The 22,444-nt window shown below is 56.9% G+C and carries 21 protein-coding genes; 13 read left to right on the forward strand and 8 right to left on the reverse strand.

Going from position 1 to position 22,444, the window contains the following annotated elements; translation table 11 throughout:
• Window positions 1–13 precede the first annotated feature (13 nt).
• Window positions 14–229, reverse strand: coding sequence for a hypothetical protein (locus VFA76_04025; GenBank protein ID HZR31007.1), 216 nt, complete (start codon window positions 227–229; stop codon window positions 14–16).
• A 119-nt stretch (window positions 230–348) separates the two neighbouring features.
• On the opposite strand from VFA76_04025, the gene recG reads away from it, so the two are divergent.
• Window positions 349–2,508 (forward strand): ATP-dependent DNA helicase RecG, encoded by a 2,160-nt coding sequence (gene recG / locus VFA76_04030; protein HZR31008.1) that lies wholly within the window; start codon window positions 349–351, stop codon window positions 2,506–2,508.
• On the opposite strand, the gene VFA76_04035 is transcribed toward recG, so the two are convergent.
• Window positions 2,484–4,106: an ImmA/IrrE family metallo-endopeptidase gene (locus VFA76_04035; protein HZR31009.1), complete on the reverse strand. Its 1,623-nt coding sequence runs from the start codon at window positions 4,104–4,106 to the stop codon at window positions 2,484–2,486. The genes recG and VFA76_04035 overlap by 25 nt on opposite strands.
• A gap of 211 nt (window positions 4,107–4,317) precedes the next feature.
• Here VFA76_04035 and selA point away from each other — a divergent pair, with 211 nt between their 5' ends.
• The 7 genes from selA (at window position 4,318) to VFA76_04070 (ending at window position 13,532) form a co-directional block, all read left to right on the forward strand.
• Window positions 4,318–5,814, forward strand: coding sequence for an L-seryl-tRNA(Sec) selenium transferase (gene selA / locus VFA76_04040; GenBank protein ID HZR31010.1), 1,497 nt, complete (start codon window positions 4,318–4,320; stop codon window positions 5,812–5,814).
• Complete coding sequence (locus VFA76_04045) at window positions 5,815–6,345, forward strand: DUF488 domain-containing protein (GenBank protein HZR31011.1); 531 nt, start codon at window positions 5,815–5,817, stop codon at window positions 6,343–6,345.
• 68 nt (window positions 6,346–6,413) lie between these two features.
• Entirely contained in the window at window positions 6,414–6,803 is a 390-nt protein-coding gene (locus VFA76_04050) for a holo-[acyl-carrier-protein] synthase (GenBank protein HZR31012.1), read from the forward strand.
• Window positions 6,804–6,842: 39 nt separating this feature from the next.
• Entirely contained in the window at window positions 6,843–9,263 is a 2,421-nt protein-coding gene (locus tag VFA76_04055; protein ID HZR31013.1) for a hypothetical protein, read from the forward strand.
• A gap of 128 nt (window positions 9,264–9,391) precedes the next feature.
• Window positions 9,392–10,465 carry an MlaD family protein gene (locus VFA76_04060; GenBank protein HZR31014.1) on the forward strand — a complete coding sequence of 358 codons (1,074 nt, stop codon included), beginning with the start codon at window positions 9,392–9,394 and terminating at the stop codon, window positions 10,463–10,465.
• A 110-nt stretch (window positions 10,466–10,575) separates the two neighbouring features.
• Window positions 10,576–12,633, forward strand: a complete 2,058-nt coding sequence (locus VFA76_04065) for a M13 family metallopeptidase (protein HZR31015.1) — start codon at window positions 10,576–10,578, stop codon at window positions 12,631–12,633.
• Between the two features lie 74 nt (window positions 12,634–12,707).
• On the forward strand, window positions 12,708–13,532 hold the full coding sequence (locus VFA76_04070; protein ID HZR31016.1) for an SDR family oxidoreductase: 825 nt from the start codon (window positions 12,708–12,710) through the stop codon (window positions 13,530–13,532).
• A 40-nt stretch (window positions 13,533–13,572) separates the two neighbouring features.
• Here the strand turns inward: VFA76_04070 and VFA76_04075 are convergent, their stop codons facing one another.
• The 3 genes from VFA76_04075 to VFA76_04085 all read right to left on the reverse strand — a co-directional run bounded on the left by VFA76_04075 (window position 13,573) and on the right by VFA76_04085 (window position 15,356).
• A complete protein-coding gene (locus VFA76_04075; GenBank protein HZR31017.1) occupies window positions 13,573–13,938 on the reverse strand; it encodes a TSUP family transporter in 366 nt (121 codons plus the stop codon).
• Window positions 13,939–14,023: 85 nt separating this feature from the next.
• Window positions 14,024–14,935: a lipoyl synthase gene (gene lipA / locus VFA76_04080; protein ID HZR31018.1), complete on the reverse strand. Its 912-nt coding sequence runs from the start codon at window positions 14,933–14,935 to the stop codon at window positions 14,024–14,026.
• Window positions 14,936–14,990: 55 nt separating this feature from the next.
• Window positions 14,991–15,356 carry a cytochrome c gene (locus VFA76_04085; protein HZR31019.1) on the reverse strand — a complete coding sequence of 122 codons (366 nt, stop codon included), beginning with the start codon at window positions 15,354–15,356 and terminating at the stop codon, window positions 14,991–14,993.
• A 64-nt stretch (window positions 15,357–15,420) separates the two neighbouring features.
• Between VFA76_04085 and VFA76_04090 the strand changes: the two genes are divergently transcribed.
• Window positions 15,421–15,852 carry a DUF488 family protein gene (locus VFA76_04090; GenBank protein ID HZR31020.1) on the forward strand — a complete coding sequence of 144 codons (432 nt, stop codon included), beginning with the start codon at window positions 15,421–15,423 and terminating at the stop codon, window positions 15,850–15,852.
• 44 nt (window positions 15,853–15,896) lie between these two features.
• The gene (locus VFA76_04095; protein HZR31021.1) at window positions 15,897–16,721 is read left to right on the forward strand and encodes a DUF3891 family protein; all 825 of its coding nucleotides are present in this window, start codon (window positions 15,897–15,899) and stop codon (window positions 16,719–16,721) included.
• A gap of 33 nt (window positions 16,722–16,754) precedes the next feature.
• On the opposite strand, the gene dacB is transcribed toward VFA76_04095, so the two are convergent.
• The gene (gene dacB, locus VFA76_04100) at window positions 16,755–18,326 is read right to left on the reverse strand and encodes a D-alanyl-D-alanine carboxypeptidase/D-alanyl-D-alanine-endopeptidase (GenBank protein HZR31022.1); all 1,572 of its coding nucleotides are present in this window, start codon (window positions 18,324–18,326) and stop codon (window positions 16,755–16,757) included.
• A 42-nt stretch (window positions 18,327–18,368) separates the two neighbouring features.
• Between dacB and folP the strand changes: the two genes are divergently transcribed.
• Window positions 18,369–19,316 carry a dihydropteroate synthase gene (gene folP / locus VFA76_04105; GenBank protein ID HZR31023.1) on the forward strand — a complete coding sequence of 316 codons (948 nt, stop codon included), beginning with the start codon at window positions 18,369–18,371 and terminating at the stop codon, window positions 19,314–19,316.
• 3 nt (window positions 19,317–19,319) lie between these two features.
• Here the strand turns inward: folP and dtd are convergent, their stop codons facing one another.
• Complete coding sequence (gene dtd / locus VFA76_04110; GenBank protein ID HZR31024.1) at window positions 19,320–19,769, reverse strand: D-aminoacyl-tRNA deacylase; 450 nt, start codon at window positions 19,767–19,769, stop codon at window positions 19,320–19,322.
• 123 nt (window positions 19,770–19,892) lie between these two features.
• Here dtd and acpP point away from each other — a divergent pair, with 123 nt between their 5' ends.
• Together acpP and fabF are read left to right on the forward strand one after the other, a co-directional pair.
• On the forward strand, window positions 19,893–20,138 hold the full coding sequence (acpP, locus tag VFA76_04115; protein HZR31025.1) for an acyl carrier protein: 246 nt from the start codon (window positions 19,893–19,895) through the stop codon (window positions 20,136–20,138).
• A 94-nt stretch (window positions 20,139–20,232) separates the two neighbouring features.
• Window positions 20,233–21,474, forward strand: a complete 1,242-nt coding sequence (fabF, locus tag VFA76_04120; protein HZR31026.1) for a beta-ketoacyl-ACP synthase II — start codon at window positions 20,233–20,235, stop codon at window positions 21,472–21,474.
• 82 nt (window positions 21,475–21,556) lie between these two features.
• Here fabF and VFA76_04125 read toward each other — a convergent pair whose 3' ends face one another.
• Window positions 21,557–22,099: a hypothetical protein gene (locus VFA76_04125; GenBank protein ID HZR31027.1), complete on the reverse strand. Its 543-nt coding sequence runs from the start codon at window positions 22,097–22,099 to the stop codon at window positions 21,557–21,559.
• Between the last annotated feature and the right edge of the window lie 345 nt (window positions 22,100–22,444).

Consider the following 22,444-nt stretch of genomic DNA (forward strand, 5'->3'; position numbering starts at 1 on the left):
CATGTTACTGAGGTTACTTGGGGGTGGGATGGCGGTGACCGGCTCGCCAGCGCTTGGCAATCTCCAGAAAACCGTAGATGACCAGGCACATCCAGAAGTCCACCACCAGGCCCCAGTCAAGGCGCTTCATGTGGTGCTGGGCGAGCACCGGCAGATGAGGCATAAGGGCAAAGTACAGCCCATTTCCCACCAGAACCGCGACCAAGGATTGGAGGAAGTTGCCAGGCACGCTGTCTTGTTGGACACCGCCGACCGGCTTTTTGCTGCCTGAAATCGTCCGGTGGGTGTGGTCGACCGAAGCAAGGCGAGGTTTCGCCCTGTCCTGCTAACATCAATGCATCCTTCGCCATGCTGGAACTCAACACCCCGGTTCAGTACGTCAAAGGAATTGGTCCGCGAGTTGCCGAGGTGTTGGCGGCCAAGGGCATTGCCACAGTTGAGGACCTGCTTTATTACCTTCCATTCCGGTATGAAGACCGCCTGAACCCGCGAACCATCGCCGAGTTGCGGCCGGGTGAGATGGCCACGGTGATTGCCGAGGTACGGACGTCGGGCCTGTTCCGTACACGGTCTCGCCTGGATATCTTTCACATGACCGCTGGGCAGGGTCGAACCACATTGAAGTGTCTCTGGTTTCATGGCCGTTATCTGGAGGGCAAGTTTCGTCCCGGGCAGATGGTGGCGCTGTATGGCAAGGTGGAAGAAGCCACCAAGGGTAGAGGTGGGCTGGAGATCATACAGCCGCAATTCGAGATCCTGAGCGACGGCGCCGGAAGTAACGGCTCAGAAGATCCCGCTGAATTGGCCGCGCAGTCGCTTGAGACCGGGCGCATTGTTCCCATTTACGAATCCGCAGGGGAGCGCAAGCTCACCAGTCGCTGGTTTCGGCAGGTCATTCATTCCGTGCTTCAGAACCTGGAAGAAATTCCCGAGACCATCCCGAAAGCCATCCGGGAGCGCATTGGGCTAATCCCCCGCAAAGAGGCGTTCTGGCGAACCCACTGGCCGGAAGCGGGCGAGAGCTTTACCGACCTGCAATCCGCCCGTACTCCAGCCCAGCGGCGGCTGATTTTTGAGGAACTCTTCTTCCTGGAGTTGGGCCTGGAGCTCAAGCGCAAAAAGCAGCGAGCGCAGATCGGAATTTCCTTCAAACTGGACGAGCGTTCGCGCGAGGCCATTAAGCGGGTACTGCCCTTCCATCCCACAGCCGCCCAGAAGCGGGTCCTGAAGGAGATTGCCGCAGACATGCAGCAACCAGTCCCCATGCGGCGACTGCTGCAGGGTGATGTTGGGTCGGGCAAGACGATTGTGGCCTTCGAGGCGGCAATCATTGCCATAGAGAACGGGTACCAGGTTGCGCTGATGGCGCCGACGGAAATTCTGGCTACCCAACATTATCTTTCTGCGCGGCGAATCCTTGAAAAAGCGGGCTACAGGATTGTTTTACTTACGGGTTCGTTGGAACAAGACCACAAACGCGATCTGCGGCGGCATATCTCAAGGGGCGACGCCCAATTGGTGATTGGCACACATGCGCTCATTGAAGAAAGTGTGGAATTCGCCAATCTCGGCTTGGTGATCGTTGACGAGCAGCACCGCTTCGGTGTCATGCAGCGTTTCAAGCTGATGCGAAAAGCAGGGAGCTCGCAGCCCGTGGAGCCAGACACGCTGGTGATGACTGCAACTCCCATCCCACGAACGCTCGCACTCACACTCTATGGCGAACTCGACAGCAGTGTGCTGGACGAGATGCCGCCAGGACGGACGCCGATCACCACCAAACGAGTTTCTGACCAAGTCGCTGATGAGGTCTGGGAATTCGTGCGCCGGCAGGCCAAGGCAGGTCACCAGGCATACGTCGTTTATCCGGTGATTGAAGAAAACGAAGAACGGGAAGTCAAAGCCGCTATCCAGATGTACGAGAAATTACGACGTGAGATCTTGCCAGACCTGAAGATCGGATTGCTGCACGGACGGCTTGAGGCAGAGGAAAAAGACAGAATTATGCGCCGCTTTCAAAAAGGTGAACTGGATGTCCTGGTTTCAACCACGGTGATTGAGGTCGGCGTGGATGTCCCGAATGCCAACGTCATGCTGGTGGAGCACGCTGAGCGCTTCGGGCTCGCTCAGTTACACCAACTGCGAGGACGAATTGGCCGGGGCAGCGCGAAATCTCACTGCATCCTGATGACGGGCGGCAAAGTGTCCGAAGACGCAGATCGCCGCCTCAATGAGTTGGTGCGGACCAGCAATGGCTTTGAAATCGCCGAACTCGATTTGGAATTGCGAGGCCCCGGAGAATTCTTCGGCACCAGGCAAAAAGGCATGCCCAGCCTCAAAGTAGCCAATCTTGTGCGTGATCGTGAACTCCTGGAGATGGCCAAGCGCGAAGCTGCGGCGGTTATGGCGGGCCCGAACAGCGACATTTCTCAGGAGGAGATCACGCGCGCCATCCAGGACTTGCGCACACACTGGAACCGCCACTACGGCCTGGCGGCAGTGGGTTGAACATCGTGCAGTGCCCGAAAAATTTCTGCGTCCAGGGCCTGCCGTAGTGCGCCAAACTCGGGCGAGGCGGCGAAGCGCAAAGTCAGATCAGGAGTGCTGGCTGCAACTGCGGTCACGGTGGAGTTTGCGCTCAGCAAAGTGGTGCGCAACTTCTGAGCCGTATCCTGATCAAAGCCCTCCGTCGCCAGAACCAGATTCTTCCAGCGCTCCACCACGACCGGTCCTTCTTCGGTATTGAACTGCAATGATGCGCAAGCACCCGAGCAGGAAGAAGACAAGTTGCTGACCGTGGCATAACGGTGCGCTACTGACGCAGCATACAAGTTGGCAAACCTTTGCGCCGCTTGTGCGGACTTCCATTTGGAGACGTAAACCAGCGCCACATCTTTGGTGGTAAGTGGTCCGGAGCCTGCCGACTTTCGTTTCATGGCAACGTACGAACCGCCGTCCCATGATGGTGAAAGCTGGGTTGCTGTCAGCTTTCCCTCGAATTGCTGTATGAGCGTGCGGAGATCCATTTCGCCGATGGTGCCGGAGTCGAGTGGCTCGTAAGAATTACCGGTTAGAGCTTGCAGGCTCGGAATTGCGGGATTGCTCGTCTTCTCTCCCGCTAAATAAGCCTCTGGGTGTAACACTTCATGTGTGCTTACAGGCGGGCGCGCGAAAGGCCGGGTAAAGGCCGATTCCTTGCCGCCATGTACCAGCAGCTCGGCTTCAAAAGCGAACCCTTCACGGTATGGAAAAATCAGGCCGTTGCGCAGGACCAGGGGCGCCTGATGAAGGCTCGGGGTCTCGGCCAGGGATTCCATTCGGTTTTTCATGGACTCGATCAATTGCGGCATACGTTGCAAGCTGGCGCCGTACTCAGAGAGGTTGTAGTCAACCAACACAATCATGGCCTGGCCCTCTATCACTGCCATGCGCCCGGAACTCTGCTCCCCAGGATCCATCTCGGTTGCGACGTTGTCTCGTGGATCATCATTGGGCTTTCGGTCAGTTTCGCTCAGCCCTGGAGTCCACTTCAGCAAGTTGAAATTTTGGTCCTGCAACGCGTGCGTCAGTTCATGGGCCAGCACCGGGCGCTGCTGCTCGGCGGGCATCCAGTTCATCAGATAGATTGTCTTGGTCTTAGGATCATAGAACGCAGCAATGTTTTCGCCCGCGATAGAAGCGGCGACGGCACGCATCTGGAAGTCGCGAGGAAGCAGGCCAAACTTCTTCAGCGTTAGTTCCGTCCGTTCCAAGCGCTGGGCTGATTTGTCATCTCCCATCCGCTGCTGCACTCGCTGCTCTACGTCCGCCTGACCCAGGAGTAGACGGCCCACGCTGGCGTGCCTGGTTAGACCCGTGTCTTGGCTGGCAAAGGCCAGAATCTTATCCACCGAGCTAAATATCTCTTGCTTGTCCCGTTCGGTCATCTTCACTTCGGAGCGTTTCTTCTCGCGGTATTGGCGTGCGATATCGCCGATGGTCGAACCCGAGGACGGGAGAGTGTTGCCGCCGGTCGCGCTAGTAAATTGCTGGGCATGAGCCGGAGCGCACATGCTGAGCGCCAGAAGAAAGCCAAAAGTGCTTGAGAACACGGGTGATCTGAACATGGGTGATCTGAACATGGACCCTTACCTTCCGCGCGCTGGGGGAAAACAGGCAGACCAAATAATATGCAGGAGTGTGAACCCTGTCGTGTGACCGAGGAGATGTGCCGGAGGTAATGCTCTGTTTTGAGTGCGAAACTATATGCCGCCGCCCAAAGTCACGTCCACAATCCCGAGATGGGCATGCAGCCGGTATCTGGTGGGGTAAGATTCCGTGGCAAGTTCACAGAATTTCATCACCGATTGTGTTCAAATAGGCCAAATGCCGGACAAGACTGCATCGCAAACGGAAGCTATTCGGGCGCAGTTATTTCGGAAACTGCCGGCGCTCGATGAAGTGCTTCACACACATAAAGTTATAGAGCTAATCGCAGATAACGGCCATGTTGCTGTGGCGGAAGCCGGACGCGCAGTCCTGCTGCGTTTACGGGAGGAGATCGCTGCTGGCCGGCTGGATGCCGCGGGGGTGGGATTAGCAATTTCAGGTTTGGGAGATGCCATAGAGAGGCAATTACGCCAGACAACGCAATATTCTCTTCGCACGGTTATCAATGCCACCGGCGTGGTGCTGCACACGAACCTGGGCCGCGCGCCGCTGTCGGCGAGGGCACTTGAGCACGTTTATAAAATCGCTTCGGAGTACTCCAATCTCGAGTTTGACATTGTTACCGGTGAGCGCGGCAAGCGCGATGTGCATATAGAGCGGCTATTCGCCAAGTTGTTGGACTCAGCTCATGATGGCCATCTGGCGACAGTTGTGGTCAACAATAACGCCGCTGCGGTTCTGCTCGCACTGAACACACTTGCCGAAGGAGGCGAGGTCATCGTCTCACGCGGGGAACTGGTGGAGATTGGCGGATCATTTCGTATTCCAGAAGTAATGTCGAAGTCGGGGGCTATCTTACGTGAGGTGGGCACCACGAACCGCACGCGGGTCGCCGATTACGAGCGCGCGATCACTGAGAGGACCAGGCTTCTGTTGCGCGTGCATCGCTCAAACTTCCAGATCACCGGATTTACCGAACAACCTGTCCTGGAAGAGCTGGTTGAATTGGGTCACCGGAGAAATGTTCCAGTGGTGGAGGACTTGGGCAGTGGCGCGCTCTTCGACTTACGATCCATCGGAATCAATGACGAACCTAACGTGGGCGATAGTTTGCGTGCCGGTGTGGACGTGGTGACTTATAGCGGAGATAAACTGCTGGGTGGCCCGCAGGCGGGGCTGCTAAGTGGCAGACGTGAGCTCATAACACGTGTCCGTGCCAACCCGCTCTTCCGGGCGCTGCGAGTGGACAAGCTCACCTATGCGGCACTGGAAGCCACCCTGCTGGAGTACGTCCGGCAGAACCACGACGCCATTCCGGCTCTGCGGTTGATGCGCTTGCCGCTAACAGAAATCGCTCGTCGAGCAGACGAACTGAAGCACAACCTTGACGCCTCACCACGTGCGGCGCGCTTGAGTGCGGAAATTCGTGATGGGGAATCGGTGATTGGTGGCGGCGCCGCGCCGGCAGCCAAACTGCCCACAAGTGTCCTGGCCTTGAGCTGTGAAGGCCTGAGCGCGGACGAGTTAGCAGCCCGTTTGCGACGAAACGATCCGCCGGTAGTTGCCCGTGTGGAAGAAGAGCGTGTGCTGCTCGACTTGCGCACCATATTTCCAGAACAGGATGCCGCTGTCCTGCAGGCTCTGCTGAGTTCCACGCCCTCGTAGATGGCGACCGTCTACACCATTGGCCACTCCACCCGCACGTTAGAGGAGCTGATTAAAAGCTTGCAGGCGCACGGTATTCGCATGCTGGTAGATATCCGCGCATTTCCGGCGTCCCGGCGGCTGCCACACTTCAATCGCGAATCGCTGGAAGAAGCTCTTCCAAACGCTGGGATCGAGTACCGCTGGATGAAGGAACTTGGCGGCCGCCGAAAGAAGCTGCGCGACGACTCTCCCAACATTGCATTGCGCAATGATTCGTTTCGTAACTATGCTGATTACATGCTTACCGAGGCGTTCAACAACGCGATCGAAGAACTGGAGCGCCTGGCGGAGGAGCAGCCGACTGCAATCATGTGCGCCGAGCGGGTGTACTTCCGCTGCCATCGCATGTTGATCTCGGACTATCTGGTCGCGCACGGCCACGAGGTCCTGCATATTGACGATGCGGCGCCGGTTCGGCCGCACAAAATGATGCAGGAGGCACGAGTAATAGATGGTCACTTGATTTATCGAGGAGACAGACTGCTGTAAAGACTGGAGTTCTTTCCACTGTGTTACCTTATCTAAATTCCTGGCGTGAAAAGTAGTTTCAGGCGTGAGTGGCACTGGTGATGATTGTGGGTACCGGAATCGACATTGTGGAAGTCCCGCGCGTGGCTGCGGCGATTGATCGCTTTGGACAGCGCTTTTTGCAGCGCATTTTTACGGCGACGGAAATCCGATATTGTGAGTCCAAGGCAAACCGGGTGGAGCGTTATGCCGCTCGTTTCGCAGCTAAGGAAGCGGGGATGAAGGCAATTGGGACCGGCTGGCGGCAGGGCGTACGATGGCAAGATTTTGAAGTGAAACGCCAGCCAGGAGGCCGGCCTGCGCTGGCATTTTCCGGCAAGGCCGCTGAATTCGCTGAGCGGTTGGGCACAAAACGCACATCGCTTTCACTCTCGCATACGGCCTCGGAAGCCATAGCACAAGTGATCCTGGAAGACTGAGTATGTCGCCCCAAAGCGCGTTTTAATCGACAACATTGAATGAGTGAACCCGCAGTTCTCCCCCGCCAACCCAGTGCTCAGGAGTTCCCGGCAAGTGAGGCTACGCCTTGGGCGGGTGTAGCTTTGGCGAGCTTTGCCTCGCTCCTGCTGGAACTAGCCCTCACCCGCTTATTTTCGGTGATCCTCTTTTACCACTTCGCATTTTTGGCAATCTCAATTGCGCTGCTGGGATTAGGCGCTGGAGGAGTGTTTGCTTACCTTGGGCGAGGCCGGCTGTCGCGGTTCGACACTAGAAAAATTGGGACCGCCGTTTGCGCCATCAATGCCGTCTCCATATTTGTGGCGCTTGAGGTTGTACTGCACGTACCCGTGTCACTACTGCTGACGAGTCATAACTTCACCCGCCTGACGGCGTTGTATTTGTGTTCGGCGGTGCCCTTTTTCTTTGTAGGAATGCTTTTCTCGGTCGTGTTTGCACGCGAGAATCAGCGGATACCGCAGCTTTACGGGGCAGATTTGCTCGGCGGAGCACTAGCTTGCCTCGCCATTGTGCCGCTGCTGAACTGGATCGGAGCTCCGAACACAATTCTATTCGCCGGCTTGGCCATGGCCACGGCTTCAGTTCTATGGGCCACCACTAGAGGCGGCCAGGTGGTGGGAATTGTGCTGACCGCTATTCTGGCGGTCCTCATCGCCGCCAACTACTCTGGCAGGCTTATTGACATCGTTTATGCAAAGGGTGTGCTCATCTCGAAGTGGGAGAACATTGAGTACGTGCGCTGGAATGCAATCTCGCGGCTTCAGGTGAACCGGAAAGCAGATGGCTCTAAGTGGGTGGTAATTGACGAAGACGCCAACAGCGCCATCATGAACTCTGAGCCGCATGGCCCTTTTGGCAAAGAGTGGGAGCGATTGATGATGGCGTCGGCCCCATCGGCGGCGAACGTTCTTCGGCCTCACGGTGATTTCGCCATTATTGGGCCGGGAGGCGGCGTGGATGTCCTGCGAGCTGTGGTAAGCGGCAGCCCAAGTGTCACCGGTATCGAGATCAACCCCATCATTGTGGACGACATCATGCGTGGCCGCTATGCCGACTACGCACATCATCTTTATGAATTGCCGGAAGTGCATATCCATGTCGGGGATGGTCGCTCTTTTATTCGCAGCAGCAAGCAGCAATTCGACGTGCTGCAAATGACGCTGGTTGATACCTGGGCTTCAACCGCGGCGGGAGCCTTCGCGCTCAGTGAAAACAGCTTGTATACGGTTGAGGCGTTCCGCGAATATTTCGATCACCTGAAGCCTGATGGAATGATCGCCATCACGCGCTGGGAGTTCAAGCGGCCTCGGGAGGCCCTGCGCGTGGTGTCGGTGGCGATGCAAGCGCTTCACGAATCGGGCGTCTCCAATCCGGCTGGCAACCTGATCGTGCTTTCCGACGGGCCACTGACTTCTGATGGCCGGCCTGTGGTTGTGCTGGCCAAGAAGATTCCGTTCACCGCGCAAGAGGAAGCCGCGATCCGCAATCACCTGCCAGGGACTCATTTGGTGGCGCAATACCTGCCTTCACAGCCGATTGACAATGCTTTCGGACGGCTGATTGCCAGCAACGATCCCTATGGATTTGGCCGCAACTACGAATTCGATGTAACCCCGGTCACCGACAATGCCCCATTCTTCTTTTTCACTCTGAAGAGCGCGCAGATCTTGAAAAAAGACGTGCTGCACTCCGCCATGGATTGGAAGGTAAACCTGGGAGTCGTCGTACTTGGTGTGGTTTTGCTGATTTCAATCGCGGCGGTGGCGTTGTTTTTATTCCTTCCCCTGGCGCTGCACGGGGGTGGGCGCGAAGTGACGCTGCAATTGTTGTACTTTGTGGCCGTCGGCCTGGGCTATATTTTCGTAGAAATTGCATTTATCCAGCGTTTTGTTCTGTTCCTGGGGCACCCGACCTACGCGCTGACGGTGGTCATCTTCTTGATGTTGCTTTCAAGCGGCGCAGGTAGTCTCGCCTCCCGGAAATGGCTATCTGATCCTGCTCGCATCCGCGTTCCGTTACTGCTCATTGCTGCCATGGCTCTGGTCTATGTAGTGTTCCTTCCGAAGCTTCTGATTGCTCTGGTAGGACTGCCGTTCATCGCTAAGCTCGCGATCAGTGGTTTACTACTCGGTCCGCTGGGATTTGTTATGGGCATGCCATTTCCCACGGGCCTGCGCTGGTTGTCCAGTAGGTCCTTGGAAGAAGATGCGGCCCCGCTTCCCCCACAAAGCTACAATGCGGTTGAATGGGCATGGGCGATGAACGCGGGTTCAAGCGTCCTGGGATCGGTGCTGGCGATGGTCGTAGCCATTCATTTCGGGTTGAACTTTACGATGGCGCAAGGTGCTATTGCTTATCTTCTGGCCTTGGCGTTGACGCTGACATTCCGGCCCCTGGGAATCGCCGCGCGTGGAGAGTGACTTCGGCTCTGTTATCATCCCTGCTTTGAGTACGCTACCAATTAGACAATTCCGTGGCGAGCCATTTGCCTGCACAATTATGGCAAGCGTGGAGTGGTACCGCGGCGTGTTAGCCTTTAAAGGAGAAGGTGCCTAGCCAGCAACAACTGAAGTGGTCGCAACTACGTGTTGGGCTGACGGTGATCTTCGCCAGCATAGTGCTGGTCGTCCTGATTTTCCTCATGACCGGCTCCACCGGTCTCTTCACCAAGAAAATCACCCTTTACGCTTACTTTGATAATGCGGGTGGATTGCGTGTGGGCGCCCCGGTTCGGCTTGAAGGGGTAGATATAGGAAATGTCAAACGGGTGCGCGTGGTGGCCAGCCACGCTTTGACTCCCGTGCAAGTCACAATGCAGGTCACATCCAAATATGTGGATGCGATCCACAAAGACTCCAGGGCGACGCTGAGTACCGCGGGTGTGTTGGGCGAAGTGTTTGTGGATATTTCCAGCCGCGAGGCCAAAGGCCCGCCGGTGCAGAACGGCGATGTGCTGGCAATCGAGCAACATCCTGAGCTGATGGACGTGGTTCGCGCCAGCCAGAGCACTCTGCAGAATGTGCAGGCCCTGGTGAATCGCGCCGACCACATCATGGCGCAGATCGAAAGCGGAGAAGGCTCGGTTGGCAAACTTATTTATGATCCCACTTTATTCAATCGTCTGAACTCCACGCTCGCAGAGTTTCAGAAAGTCGCCAATGCACTCAGCCAAGGCAAAGGTAGTCTGGGCAAGCTAATCGTGGACGACGAACTGTATCGCAAAGCGAACGATACTCTGGATAAAGTAAGCAGCATGATTGATCAGATCAATGAGGGGCAGGGAACGGTGGGCAAGCTCATCAAAGATCCGTCTCTGTATAACAACGCCAACCAGACTATTTCCGAAGCCAAACAGTTGATGGCGGAGGTGAATGCCGGTAAAGGCACATTGGGGTTGATTGCCCGCGATCAGGCTTTTGCGCAGAAAGTGAACGACACGGTCAGCAAACTGAGCGATTTGGCCACGAAACTCAACTCGGGGCAGGGTACCGTGGGCAAGCTCTTGCACGACACATCCGTGCACGACAACACAAATAAGCTGCTGGTCGAAACCCGCGACCTGGTTGCGGCCGTGCGCAAAGATCCCAAGAAATACCTCACGATCCATCTAAAAGTATTCTAGGGGCGCTCAATTGTTGACATGGTTTGCCCCGCCTCGTCTAACCAGGTTGGAGCCCCACGCAGATAGATTGTTGTAGACTCGTACGTTCATTCCACTCACAGCGAGGTTTCATGCACGGTTTGCGCGTCCTGGTAGCCTTCCTTATGCTCGCCGTCAGTTTAGTAACTTTCCAACGCCTCCAGGCCCAAGCACCAGCTGCCCAGCAGGAGGTAGCGCCCAAGCCGGCGACGTTTGATATCAATGCTCTTGACCGCAAGGTTGATCCCTGCACGGATTTTTACCAATTCGCCTGCGGCGGCTGGATGGCCCGCAATCCTATCCCTCCCGACCAGTCCACCTGGGGCCGGTTCAACCAACTGTTCGAGTACAACCAGGCGATTCTCCATCAGATATTGGAGAAATACGCGCCCAACGATCCCACCAGAACACCGGTCCAGCAGAAGATTGGGGATTTTTACGCATCATGTATGGACGAAAGCACGGTTGAGTCGAAGGGACTGCAGCCCTTGCAGCCCGAACTGGACCGCATTGCCGCACTGAAAAACAAATCTGAGTTGGCCAACGAGATCGCCCGGCTGCACCAGATCGGTGTGAACGGATTGTTCCAGTTCACTTCAGGACAGGACGCCAAGGACGCTACCCAGGAGATCGCACAAGCCGACCAGGGCGGGTTGGGGCTGCCCGACCGCGACTATTACTTGAAAGACGATCCGAAGTCACAGGAGACGCGACAAAAATACACGGAGCACGTGCAAAACATGTTCAGACTGCTCGGCGAACCCCAGCCCCAGGCAACGGGGGACGCGAAAACTGTGATGGAAATTGAAACCGCATTGGCAAAGGTCTCAATGACTCGTGTGGATCGGCGCGTGCCTGAGAATGTGTATCACAAGCTGCCTATCCAGCAGTTGGCTTCGATGACCCCAGCCTTCTCCTGGGACCAGTACCTGAGCGCGGTGAACGCGCCTCCCATCTCCGGCCTAAACGTGAGGGTGCCCGACTTCTTTAAGGGAATTAATGGGCTACTCGACTCCACATCGCTGGACAACTGGAAAACATACTTGCGTTGGCATCTGGTGCACGCTGCGGCGCCTTTGCTCGCGAAGGGTTTTGTTGATGAGAATTTCAGCTTCTACGGCAAAACGCTCACCGGAGCGGAACAAATCCGGCCACGTTGGAAGCGCTGCGTCAGTATGACCGATGATGATTTGGGGGAGGCCTTGGGTCAGCCCTATGTGCAGCAAACCTTTGGCGGGGAAGGTAAAGAACGAACCCTGAAGATGGTCCACGAACTGGAAAAGTCATTGGGCGAGGACATCACTCAACTGCCATGGATGACGGAGGCCACGAAGAAGGCGGCGCTGGTCAAGCTGCACAATATCGCCAATAAAATCGGGTATCCCGACCACTGGCGCGATTACAGCAAGGTGCAGATTGTGCGCGGCGACGCTCTGGGCAACGACATGCGGGCAACTGACTTCGAATTTCATCGCCAGCTGAATAAAATCGGCAAGCCAGTTGATCGCGGCGAATGGCAGATGAGTCCGCCTACCGTCAACGCTTACTACGACTCTCAGATGAACGACATAAACTTTCCTGCCGGCATTCTGCAGCCGCCCTTCTACGACAATCACATTGACGATGCCGTGAACTATGGCGGCATTGGGATGGTGATTGGGCACGAACTTACCCATGGCTTCGATGACCGCGGACGTAAATATGACGCTCACGGCAACCTGAACGACTGGTGGACCCAGGAAGACGCCAAAGAATTTGAGAAGCGTGCCGAGTGCATCGTCAACGAGTACGCCGGTTTCACCGCAGTCGACGATGTAAAGCTGAACGGCAAGCTCACCTTGGGTGAGAACACCGCCGACAACGGCGGCCTGCGCATCGCCCGCATGGCCTTGCACGATGACCTGGCGGGAAAGAAAGTTGGCGCCATCGACGGCTTCACACCCGACCAGCGCTTATTTCTCGGCTACGCGCAGATCTGGTGCCAGAATCAGCGGCCCGAGGCGCGGCGCCTGCGGGCGACGGTTGATCCTCATTCGCCGGGCCGTTGGCGCGTAAACGGCGTTATCCAGAACATGCCGGAATTTGGGCAAGCTTTCGGCTGCAAGGCCGGCGCGCCCATGGTCCGTCCGAACGCCTGCCGAGTCTGGTAGGCCTCAGCCGGCAGGCTCTTGACCGTCCAGACCAGCGGTACTAACATGCGCCGCGCAAGAGGTGGAGGATGGTCATGCTCACTGGGAAAAGTGCACTGATCACAGGCAGTTCACGAGGCATCGGCAGGGGCATCGCCCTCAAGCTTGCCGAGCAGGGCGCACGAATCGCGGTTCACTACTATCAGAACGAGAGCGCAGCCAAAGCGACTCTCGCTAAAGTACGAGAACTCGGGTCCGACGGATTTATCGTTCAGGCGGATGTCTGCGATCCGGAACAGGTAAGCCGGATATTCAAGCAGGTGGAAAAAGAGTTCGCTGCACTGGATATCTTTGTCAGCAATGCGCGCACCGAAGCGGCTACTTTCTATCAACCTCCAATGGAGATCACTCTGGAGAAGTGGGACACCGCGATGGACTCGCAGGCCAAGGCCTTTCTGGTCGGCGCTCGCGAAGCGGCCCCGTTTATGCGGGACGGTGGCCGCATTATTGCGATCAGCTATACGCCCGGGGGAATTTTTGGAAGCTGGCAGCCTTGGGTAGCTATGGGAGCTGCCAAAGCCGCGATGGAGGTGTTGTGCCGGTATTTTGGGGTAGCGTTAGCCCATCGAGAAATAACGGTGAACGTCGTCAGTCCTGGTTGGACTGAGGACAGCGTCCTGGAGAGCCTGCCCGATGCTGTTCAGCAGGGAATCCGGGCCTGGCAAGATCAAGGTTGGACCCCAATGCGACGGTTGGGAACTCCAGCTGACATCGGCAATGCGGTGGCACTGCTTTGTTCGCAAGAAGCTGCTTGGATTACCGGTCAGACAATTGCAGTAGATGGAGGTGCGTCACTTATGGGTGCGCATATCCCTCTGGACATCCAACAGGCAGTGCCCAAAACTGCGAAAGCAGCCTAGACGAAAGTGGGACTAGCTCGCCGGCAATCGCCTCCGAGTCTCAGCCCTGAAAGAACATTTTGACCGCAGTCGCGGCCAGCACCACTGCAAAGACCTTTCGCAGCGCGGGAGCGGGGATGGTTTGTGCCCATGCGCCGCCGAAATAACCGCCGACAAAAACTCCCAGTGCAATGATCAATCCCAGTTTCCAGTCAACGTGGCCAGCCTTGTAATACTCCATGAAAGCGAGAATGCCGGTTGGCGGCAGCAGCATGGCCAACGATGTTCCTTGCGCTGTGTGCTGGTCCATCTTGAACAGGTAAACGAGTGCAGGAATGAGCACAATGCCGCCACCGACGCCAATCAAGCCGGATGCAATTCCTACCGCAACTCCCAGGACCAATGCCCCAATGAACGCCCAGTTCATAGTTTTTCTCACCGAGGTGTAGTGGACTGCGCCACGATTCTACGCTTCCGAGTCGTCGGGAACCGGGGGGCGGCATATCACTGGGCTATTTGCAGTCTGAAGTGGCTTGCGCCTGCTCCTGAGCATGGTAGCTGGAGCGCACCAGGGGACCCGATTCAACATGCTTGAAACCAAATCGTAGCGCTTCTTCTTTCAGGAAGCGGAACTCCTCAGGAGTGTAGAAGCGTGCGATCGGAAGATGATCGCGGGAAGGGCGCAAGTACTGGCCTACGGTGAGAAGATCTACATCGCGCACGCCAAGATCGCGGAAAACCTCTACTAACTCCGAAATAGTCTCTCCGAGTCCAACCATCACCCCGGATTTGGTGACCATACCTGGCGAAAATTTCTTGACATTTTCCAGCAACTGGAGCGTGCGCTGGTAACGCGCTCCTGAGCGGACGACACGGTAGAGACGGGGTACGGTCTCGGTATTGTGATTCAGCACATCAGGATGGGCCTTGAGCACGATACGCAACGCTTCGTCGCTACCTTGGAAGTCAGGAATCAGCACTTCCACACGGCACTGCGGAGAAACGCGCCGGATTTCTTCAATGGTGCGAGCGAAAATCCGGGCGCCACCCAGATTGTCGTCATCGCGGTTAACGCTGGTCACTACGGCGTGCCTGAGCCCGAGAGTAGCAACCGCTTCGGCGACCCGGCGGGGTTCGTCTTGATCAAGGGGCTGGGGGTGGCCTTTGGGCACAGCGCAGAAACCGCAACGGCGTGTGCACAGCTCACCAAGAAGCATGAACGTTGCGGTGCCATGGTTCCAACATTCGCCGATATTGGGGCATTGCGCAGATTCGCAAACCGTGTGCAGGCCGAGGTCGCGAGCCAGCTTCTTGAGTTGGTGATAGTTTTCGCCCACCGGAGCGCGGGCCTTCAGCCACTCCGGCTTGGCGCGCGGGCGGGGCGGCGCCAGTTCAATCTGAACGAGATCGGCGAATGCTTCCATTCCTAGTTCTATTGTACGATGCGTCTCAATCTTCCAGCCACGAAGGCGTTGCCGGCTAGAGGGTATGCAGGTAGGCGAGCAGGTCTTTGATCTCCTGATCGGAGAGCACCTGGCCGAATCCGGGCATCTTGCTCTTGCCGAAGCGAATCACGTCGGTGGCTCGCTCGTCGTTTGCCGGTGTTCCACTGGGCATTTCCGGCTTTTTGAAGATGCCGTGCATGCTGGGTCCCTGAAGCGACCGGGAAGAATAAGCATAGTGGCAGCGGGCGCAGCGGTTGTCGTACACGCGCCGGCCAGCTGCCTGCTGGGGGTTAAGGCCGAGTTCGGCGTCAGATTTATGCGGCTCCACATCGCATCCCATGAGGGCGGCTGACACCAGAAAGGCACAGAAGAGGCTGAGAATTGTCCAGATTTTTACCATCTCGGGCAGAGCACAACCATGAGACCAGACGTAAAATACCAAGCAGAATAACAGAGCTAAAACGATGTCGGTTGCCACCAAACGCGTGTATGAGAAGCCTGTTCGCTCCGATGGCGCACGGGTCTTGGTGGACCGTTTATGGCCTCGTGGCCTGCGCAAGGAAGCGGCCCTGGTGCACGCCTGGCTAAAGGGACTGGCGCCCTCGGATGTTTTGTGTCGCTGGTTGCGTGGACAGCCAGAGCGCTGGCAGGATTTCCGCAAACGTTACCTCAAGGAGCTGGCGCACCCCGATGCCTCCAGTGAACTGGAAGCGCTCTACCAGTTAGTCCATACACGGAAGAGAGTCACCTTAGTTTTTGCCTCCAAAGACAAAGACCACAACAACGCAGTCGTTTTGAAGGAATTGCTAGACGGGATGCGGAAACCGCCCAGCAGTTCCGGATCCGGCGCCGCTCTAAGCATGCGCCGGCGGCAGCGAGCGCGCTCACCCCAATGAGATCTCACGGGATGAGATCCTACGGAGGAGGGCTCGCGTAATAAGTGGTCCTCTATCCGATCAACCCGCACCAGGAGCCGGTACAGCGCAGCAAAGTCATTTCTGCCTGGGCAGCAGTTCTTGAACGACAAACGCTGCGTGCCGATAGCTATTGGCTCATTGCCCAGCCCGACCATGCAGCGTTGGCGGGCGATCTCGCCGTTAATTTCTCATCTCCAGATTTCCCTCGGCTTGATGACGAGGTGGTACGCGCTGTCGCGCTACACGATGCCGGTTGGGCTGAATTCGACGGCGGCAGCGAATGCGGCTCCGGGACGCAAGTTGGCCATCGACCACCGCCCACGCCTATGCGCGACGGAAGCGGCAGGCCACTCTCATTCCTGCAAGTCTTGCCGCGGGATTTTGTCCGGGCGTGGGAGAACTCTATTGAGTGTGCAAGCAGGGGTTCACCTCTGGGCGGGCTGTTGGTCAGCGGACATTTTTGCCGATTAGCAGAACATCGCATGGACTCCGCCAATGACACATGCGAAGATACGGACCTGATTCGTTCCTTCTTGAAAGCGGAAAAACAGCGGCAAGGGGAATTGATGGGCCGCCAGGAGCGCGCGCAAAAGGAAATCAACCAACTCATTGATATCCTGCAGTTCTGCGATCTTCTCTCGCTCTATCTGTGCTGCCGCGCCCGAGCTGAAGCCACATTTCCGCAGAACATCGCATCGAGTCCGGTGACGGTCCGGCGAGAGGGAGAGGTTTGCGTGCTCGATCCCTCACCTTTTGCAAAAGGCTTAAGTCTGGGCGTAGCAGCCCGACGGGATCCCACTTCCAAGACGGAAGCCAACGCAGTCACTCTGCCACTGCTGATTAAATAGCTGATTAGTGAACTGGCAACTGCGCTCTCGCTGTTACTTGCCTTCTACAATCGCCAAGACAATTTGATCAATGGCGTCGAGAGCTCGGCGAATTGGAAGTTGGTGATTGTTGCACATGATGGAGAATGCGAGATGCTCACCGGTTTGGGTGGTGACGTAGCCGGAGAGCGTGTTCACGTGGCTGAGAGCGCCGGTCTTGGCCTGCACCCGACCGGCGGCCGGTGTGTTCTTGAAGCGATCGGCCAGCGAGCCGTCCAAACCAGCCACGGGTAACGTGTCCCTGTAGGTTGCCGCCCAGGGTTGCTTGGCAGCGTATTGCAGCAGTTTTACTATCGCATGCGGAGTCACCAGATTTTGTCTGGAGAGCCCGGATCCGTCATAGAAGACATATTCCTCACTGCTGATTCCTGCCTGCGTCAGAAATCCACGCAGCACCTCTTCGCCACCTTCGATGGTGCCAGCAGTGCCTTTTTCACGTCCCAAAAGGCGCAACAGCAACTCGGCATGCAGGTTCTGGCTTACCTTGTTGATGACTCGCAAATCCTCAGCGAGCGGCTGGGATTGGTAACTGGCCAGCACCAGCGGCTGGTTGGCTTGCGAGCTGCTTTGTCCTCCTCCCCGATCGGTGGCCAAACTGGTGACTGTGAAAGTGGACAGATTTGCCAGTTCGGTGTGGTGGCTGCGGGAACGTCCATAAATCACAATTCCACGCTTTTGCAGCAGGTTACGAAACAGCTGGGCGCTGAAGTCGGCGGGGTCCTCAATCGCAAGCGCTTCATTGGCGCCAGGGTCGTCCACCGGAATATTTCCCCAAAACGTTAGTAGCCGTGAGCCAGGCTCGCGGTTGATGAAAATCTTTCGCGGACTGGTGCCGGGAGGCGTGGTGATGATGCGATTATCCAGCTGATAGTAATCGGTGGGTGGCGTGATACTGACAAAGGCGCGATCTCCCGCCCGATCGGCGGGCAAGATGTTTACAAAAACTACATTGTCATTGAGGGTCAAAGCCGAGACCGGAGCGCCATCTCCCCATACCAGATCGTCCTGGCTCCAGCCCTCGCCGTAACGCTCGAAGGCGAAATATGAGTCGTCGGCAACCACATCACCATCAACGAACTTCAGGCCTTTGCGCAGCAGTTCATCCGCCAGGTCTTCGAGCACTTTCACCGGATCTTGCATGCGTTCGGTCCGCAGCGTGTAGGGCAGGGTGCGACCGGAAAGGTTGGGATCGCCTCGCCCAACCAGGACCAGATCACCGGTCAGCCGGCCATACTTGTCAAACTGTCCGCTAGACTCGACGGTGGTGCGAAAACGGTAGTCAGGGCCGACCAGGGCCAGCGCCGCTGCGGTGGTGAACAGCTTCGTGTTGGAAGCCGGAGTGAACAGCTTGTCCTGATTGCGCGCGTATAAAAGTCTGCCGGTAGAGAGGTCAACTATCTCAACCCCCCAAAAGCTGCGGGTGACATCGGGAGCAGAAAGGAGATTATCCAGGCGAGCGGATAAGGACTTGTGATCTGCCGCAGAAAGCTGTGCGACCCACACCAACGAGGCAAAGGCCAGAATGCACGCACGCCGGCGCACCATATAAGTGGATGGATTGTACACCGTTTCGGGTTCGAATCATCAGACAGGATAGAATCGCGCCTTATGCGGCCGAATTTTGAGTGGCGGCTTGGGACACGTTCGCTGCACCTGGGTAGGCGCACCCAGATCATGGGCGTGCTTAATGTAACGCCGGATTCATTCTCAGATGGTGGACGCTACTTTCAGACTGATCGCGCGGTGGAGCAGGCGCTGCAAATGCTGGCCGATGGCGCCGACATTATCGATGTCGGGGGGGAGTCCACACGGCCAGGGGCGGCAGTTACTACCGCCGAGGACAAGGCCCGGGGTGGCGAGACAGGACAGTCAAAAACACCCGTTTCCGAAGCGGAGGAGCTTCGCCGAGTGCTGCCAGTCATTGAGGCGATCAAACGCGCGCGTCCCGAAGCTATCCTTTCCATTGACACCTACAAGGCTGGCGTTGCCCGCGCTGCGGTAGAGCTGGGCGCAGAAATCGTCAATGATGTGAGCGCGTTTCGGTGGGACCCAAACATGGCGAACACCGTGGCGAAATTGGATTGTGGAGCGGTTCTGATGCACATGAGGGGGCGGCCTGATCAATGGCGACACCTGGAACCGGTCGAAGACATCGTCGGCTTGGTGTGCACAGATTTGCGGCAGTGGACGGAGGCGGCACTTCAAGCCGGTGTGCCACAGAACAAAATTGTGCTCGACCCCGGATTTGGGTTCGGCAAGAACTTTGAAGAAAACTATCCACTAATTGCTCGTTTCGACGAGCTGCATAAATTGGGGTATCCGCTGCTTGGGGGCGCTTCCAGAAAATCATTCGTGGGGAGAATGCTGCGTCAGAATGGACGCGATGCGCCGGTTGAGGAGCGGCTCTCCGGGACACTGGCAACCGAAGTGTTGCTGATTACGAAAGGAGCCCACATTATCCGCACCCACGAGGTGAAGGCAAGTCGCGATGCTGCCCGCGCAGCAGATGCGGTTCTCGCGGCCAGTTTTTTATCCGCCCCTACATCTTCGTCCTGAAGCTCAAAACAATTTCTGCGAATCGAGCAGAATGGTGACCGGCCCATCGTTCACTAACTCCACTTGCATCTGCTCCTGGAATCGGCCGGTTTCGCAGCGCAGGCCGGCAGCGCGGATTCTCGCGACGAAAAGCTCATACAGTTCGCGCGCCAATTCGGGCCGCGCGGCGGCATCGAATGACGGCCGCTTTCCTCGCCGTACGTCTCCGTACAGCGTGAACTGCGAAATCGCAAGCACCGCCCCTCCGCTCTCGGCCACAGAGCGATTCATCTTGCCCTCATCGTCTTCAAGAATACGGAGTCCAGCGATTTTCTCTGCCAGGTACTCGGCATCAGCTGTGGTGTCCGCCTGGGCAACTGCGAGCAAAACCAGCAGTCCGGGCCCAATCTCGCCAACCAGTTCGCCTTCCACCGTAACCCGCGCTCGAATCACCCGCTGTATGACCGCCCGCATGACCAGGAATTTACAATTTTGGCACTAGCCTGTCGAATGGACCGAATTTGCCCCCGGGGCTGCTTTACACAATTCTCAAGCACCCGTTACACTAATCGTTTTAACGCCGGGAGGGGCAGCAACATGGCATCGGTTGATGAGAAGGTAAAGCAAATCATCGTGGAGCAACTCGGGGTGGAAGAGTCCGAGGTCACGCAGAGCGCTTCGTTTGTAGACGATCTAGGCGCGGACTCTCTCGACACGGTCGAACTGGTCATGGCGTTTGAGGAAGCGTTTGACATCGAAATTCCTGACGAAGACGCGGAAAAGATCCGCACCGTGCAGGACGCCATAGACTACATCGGCAAACATGCCAAGGCGGCAAAGTAGCGGCGCAATTGCCAGCACGAGAAACCGGAAATTGGCCGTGCGCCGGGCATTCAGCCTCTCCGCGGTCATCCAAGACAGCGAAGGATCCTAGACATTGGCAAGACGGGTAGTAGTCACCGGTATTGGGCTGATCTGTGGCGTGGGCAATACCAGCGAGGAAGCATGGAGTAATCTCCTGGCTGGCAAGAGTGGCGTCGCCCGCGTGACCCAGTTTGATGCTTCAAATTTTGCCTGCCAGATTGCGGCCGAAGTTAAGAACTTCGATCCGTTAAAATTCATCGAAAAAAAAGAGCTCAAGAAGATGGGCCGCTTCATTCACCTGGCGCTTGCGGCCTCTGATGAAGCGGTACGCATGTCCGGCCTGCAAGTTACGCCGGAACTGGGGCCGCGTGTGGGGGTGCACATCGGATCCGGCATTGGCGGGTTCGACGTGATCGAGCGTGAGCACTCCAATCTGCTCAACGGTGGCCCACGAAAAATATCCCCTTTCTTTATTCCTGCCGCTATCGTCAACCTCGCAGCAGGACACGTCAGCATCCGCTACGGGGCCAAAGGGCCCAATGAAGCCACCTGCACGGCCTGCACCTCGAGTGCACATTCGGTAGGCGACGCCTTCAAAATCATCGCGCGCTGTGATGCGGATGTGATGATCGCGGGCGGCACGGAGGCGGCAATTACGCCCATGGGTCTGGGTGGTTTTGCCGCCATGAGGGCGCTTTCAACTCGCAATGATGAACCGGAGAAGGCAAGCCGCCCCTGGGACTCCGCTCGCGATGGTTTTGTAATTGGTGAGGGTGCCGGAGTCCTCATTCTGGAGGAATTGGAATTTGCGCGACGGCGAGGTGCAAACATCCTGGCTGAGATCGTGGGCTACGGCATGAGTGCCGATGCCAACCACATCACCCAACCCGCGCCGGAAGGGGAAGGGGCGTATCGGGTGATGATGACTACGCTGGCGGACGCCAAGATTCCGCCCAGTGAAGTGAATTACATTAACGCCCATGGCACTTCCACCGATTTGGGTGACAAGCTGGAGACCGTAGCCATTAAGCGCGCTTTCGGCGACCAGGCATATAAAATTCCGGTCAGCTCAACAAAATCGATGACAGGGCACCTGCTGGGTGGCGCCGGCGGCTTGGAAGCGGGGATTACAGTGCTCGCTTTGCGGGACCAGATCATTCCGCCTACCATCAATCTGGAAAACCCCGATCCCGAATGTGACCTCGATTACGTGCCTAATCGTGCGCGCAAGGCCGAGTTGAATTTCGCCATGTCAAATTCCTTCGGCTTTGGGGGAACGAACGGGGCACTGCTATTTCGCCGCTGGGAAACCTAAGACTCTTTGTAGATAGCCATCTGGTTCTTAAAAAAAAGGGCGCGGCGACGAAGCCGCACCCTGTGTCCGGAGCCTGGGCCAATTATTGGCTCGGAGGTTTCTCCATGCTGTCAGCGGCTTTTGATTTCTTGCTTTTTTTGCCGGCTGAGGCGGTTGCGGTGCAGTGATCGGACACCATGTCAATTTTGCTTACCTTAAAGTGCCGCTCCTTGGATTCTTTCTTCTCGCCTTTTTCCATCTTCGCACTTTCGTTCTTCTCGGCAGATTCGTTTTCGCCGATATCAGATGCCGAACTCCAGGTTCCCGTCACTTTCACTTCGTGGCCAACGTGATTCTTGAGTTCATCGTTGCCGCCGACCTCAAGTCCCTTCTTATACCGCCCATTGGTTAGAACGTAAGCCCCCTCAGAGTTAGGGCCGCTCAAGCAGCCCGTCATGGAGTGCTCTTTGCCTTCGCGACGGGCCTTTTTGCCACTGGACTTCATGGTTGCCTTGCTGTTGGTGTCGGTGGTGGTCTGGCCAGAGGCTGTGCTGTTCGCGCCCTGGTCAGCGGGGCTCGCCTCCTGGGCCAACATGGTCAAGGTGAAAGCCAAACAGACAGCCATAAGCATTCCCAGTTTCTTCATCGTTTCCTCTCCTTGCGGCGTCTTTCTTCGATCTCAATTCACGTCCGCGCCGACTACGGTTTATAAGTTTAACGCGAAAGGGAATTCCCGGTCTTTGTGATGCCATGCCCCGAGAACAAAGATGGCCGAGTTCATCCTGCCAGGCGGGCGCCTGCCGAGAGCTAAAATACGTAAGTGACCACAGCAGCACCGCGCCTGCCTGAAAAGAAAACGCTCAATCGAGAGCCACTGCCAAGGCGCTTCTCGTGGGGTCGCCGCATTCTCTTGCGGCTGATTCCGTCGGTCGGCTCGATTCTCGTCCGGCTCCTCTGCTGCACCCTGCGTTACCGTCGCACTGAGGAGCCC

It is taken from the genome of Terriglobales bacterium (assembly GCA_035651655.1).
Classification (GTDB): Bacteria; Acidobacteriota; Terriglobia; order Terriglobales; family Acidobacteriaceae; genus DASRFG01.

What these genes read in the sequence shown, in the direction of transcription:
- VFA76_04090 (HZR31020.1), top strand. Translation starts at nt 15,421, where the DNA reads ATGTCGGTTGCCACCAAACGCGTGTATGAGAAGCCTGTTCGCTCCGAT.
- VFA76_04065 (HZR31015.1), top strand. Translation starts at nt 10,576, where the DNA reads ATGCACGGTTTGCGCGTCCTGGTAGCCTTCCTTATGCTCGCCGTCAGT.
- VFA76_04045 (HZR31011.1), top strand. Translation starts at nt 5,815, where the DNA reads ATGGCGACCGTCTACACCATTGGCCACTCCACCCGCACGTTAGAGGAG.
- acpP (HZR31025.1), top strand. Translation starts at nt 19,893, where the DNA reads ATGGCATCGGTTGATGAGAAGGTAAAGCAAATCATCGTGGAGCAACTC.
- VFA76_04125 (HZR31027.1), bottom strand. Translation starts at nt 22,099, where the DNA reads ATGAAGAAACTGGGAATGCTTATGGCTGTCTGTTTGGCTTTCACCTTG.
- dtd (HZR31024.1), bottom strand. Translation starts at nt 19,769, where the DNA reads ATGCGGGCGGTCATACAGCGGGTGATTCGAGCGCGGGTTACGGTGGAA.
- VFA76_04070 (HZR31016.1), top strand. Translation starts at nt 12,708, where the DNA reads ATGCTCACTGGGAAAAGTGCACTGATCACAGGCAGTTCACGAGGCATC.
- VFA76_04035 (HZR31009.1), bottom strand. Translation starts at nt 4,106, where the DNA reads ATGTTCAGATCACCCGTGTTCTCAAGCACTTTTGGCTTTCTTCTGGCG.
- lipA (HZR31018.1), bottom strand. Translation starts at nt 14,935, where the DNA reads ATGGAAGCATTCGCCGATCTCGTTCAGATTGAACTGGCGCCGCCCCGC.
- VFA76_04085 (HZR31019.1), bottom strand. Translation starts at nt 15,356, where the DNA reads ATGGTAAAAATCTGGACAATTCTCAGCCTCTTCTGTGCCTTTCTGGTG.
- folP (HZR31023.1), top strand. Translation starts at nt 18,369, where the DNA reads ATGCGGCCGAATTTTGAGTGGCGGCTTGGGACACGTTCGCTGCACCTG.
- VFA76_04055 (HZR31013.1), top strand. Translation starts at nt 6,843, where the DNA reads ATGAGTGAACCCGCAGTTCTCCCCCGCCAACCCAGTGCTCAGGAGTTC.
- VFA76_04075 (HZR31017.1), bottom strand. Translation starts at nt 13,938, where the DNA reads ATGAACTGGGCGTTCATTGGGGCATTGGTCCTGGGAGTTGCGGTAGGA.
- recG (HZR31008.1), top strand. Translation starts at nt 349, where the DNA reads ATGCTGGAACTCAACACCCCGGTTCAGTACGTCAAAGGAATTGGTCCG.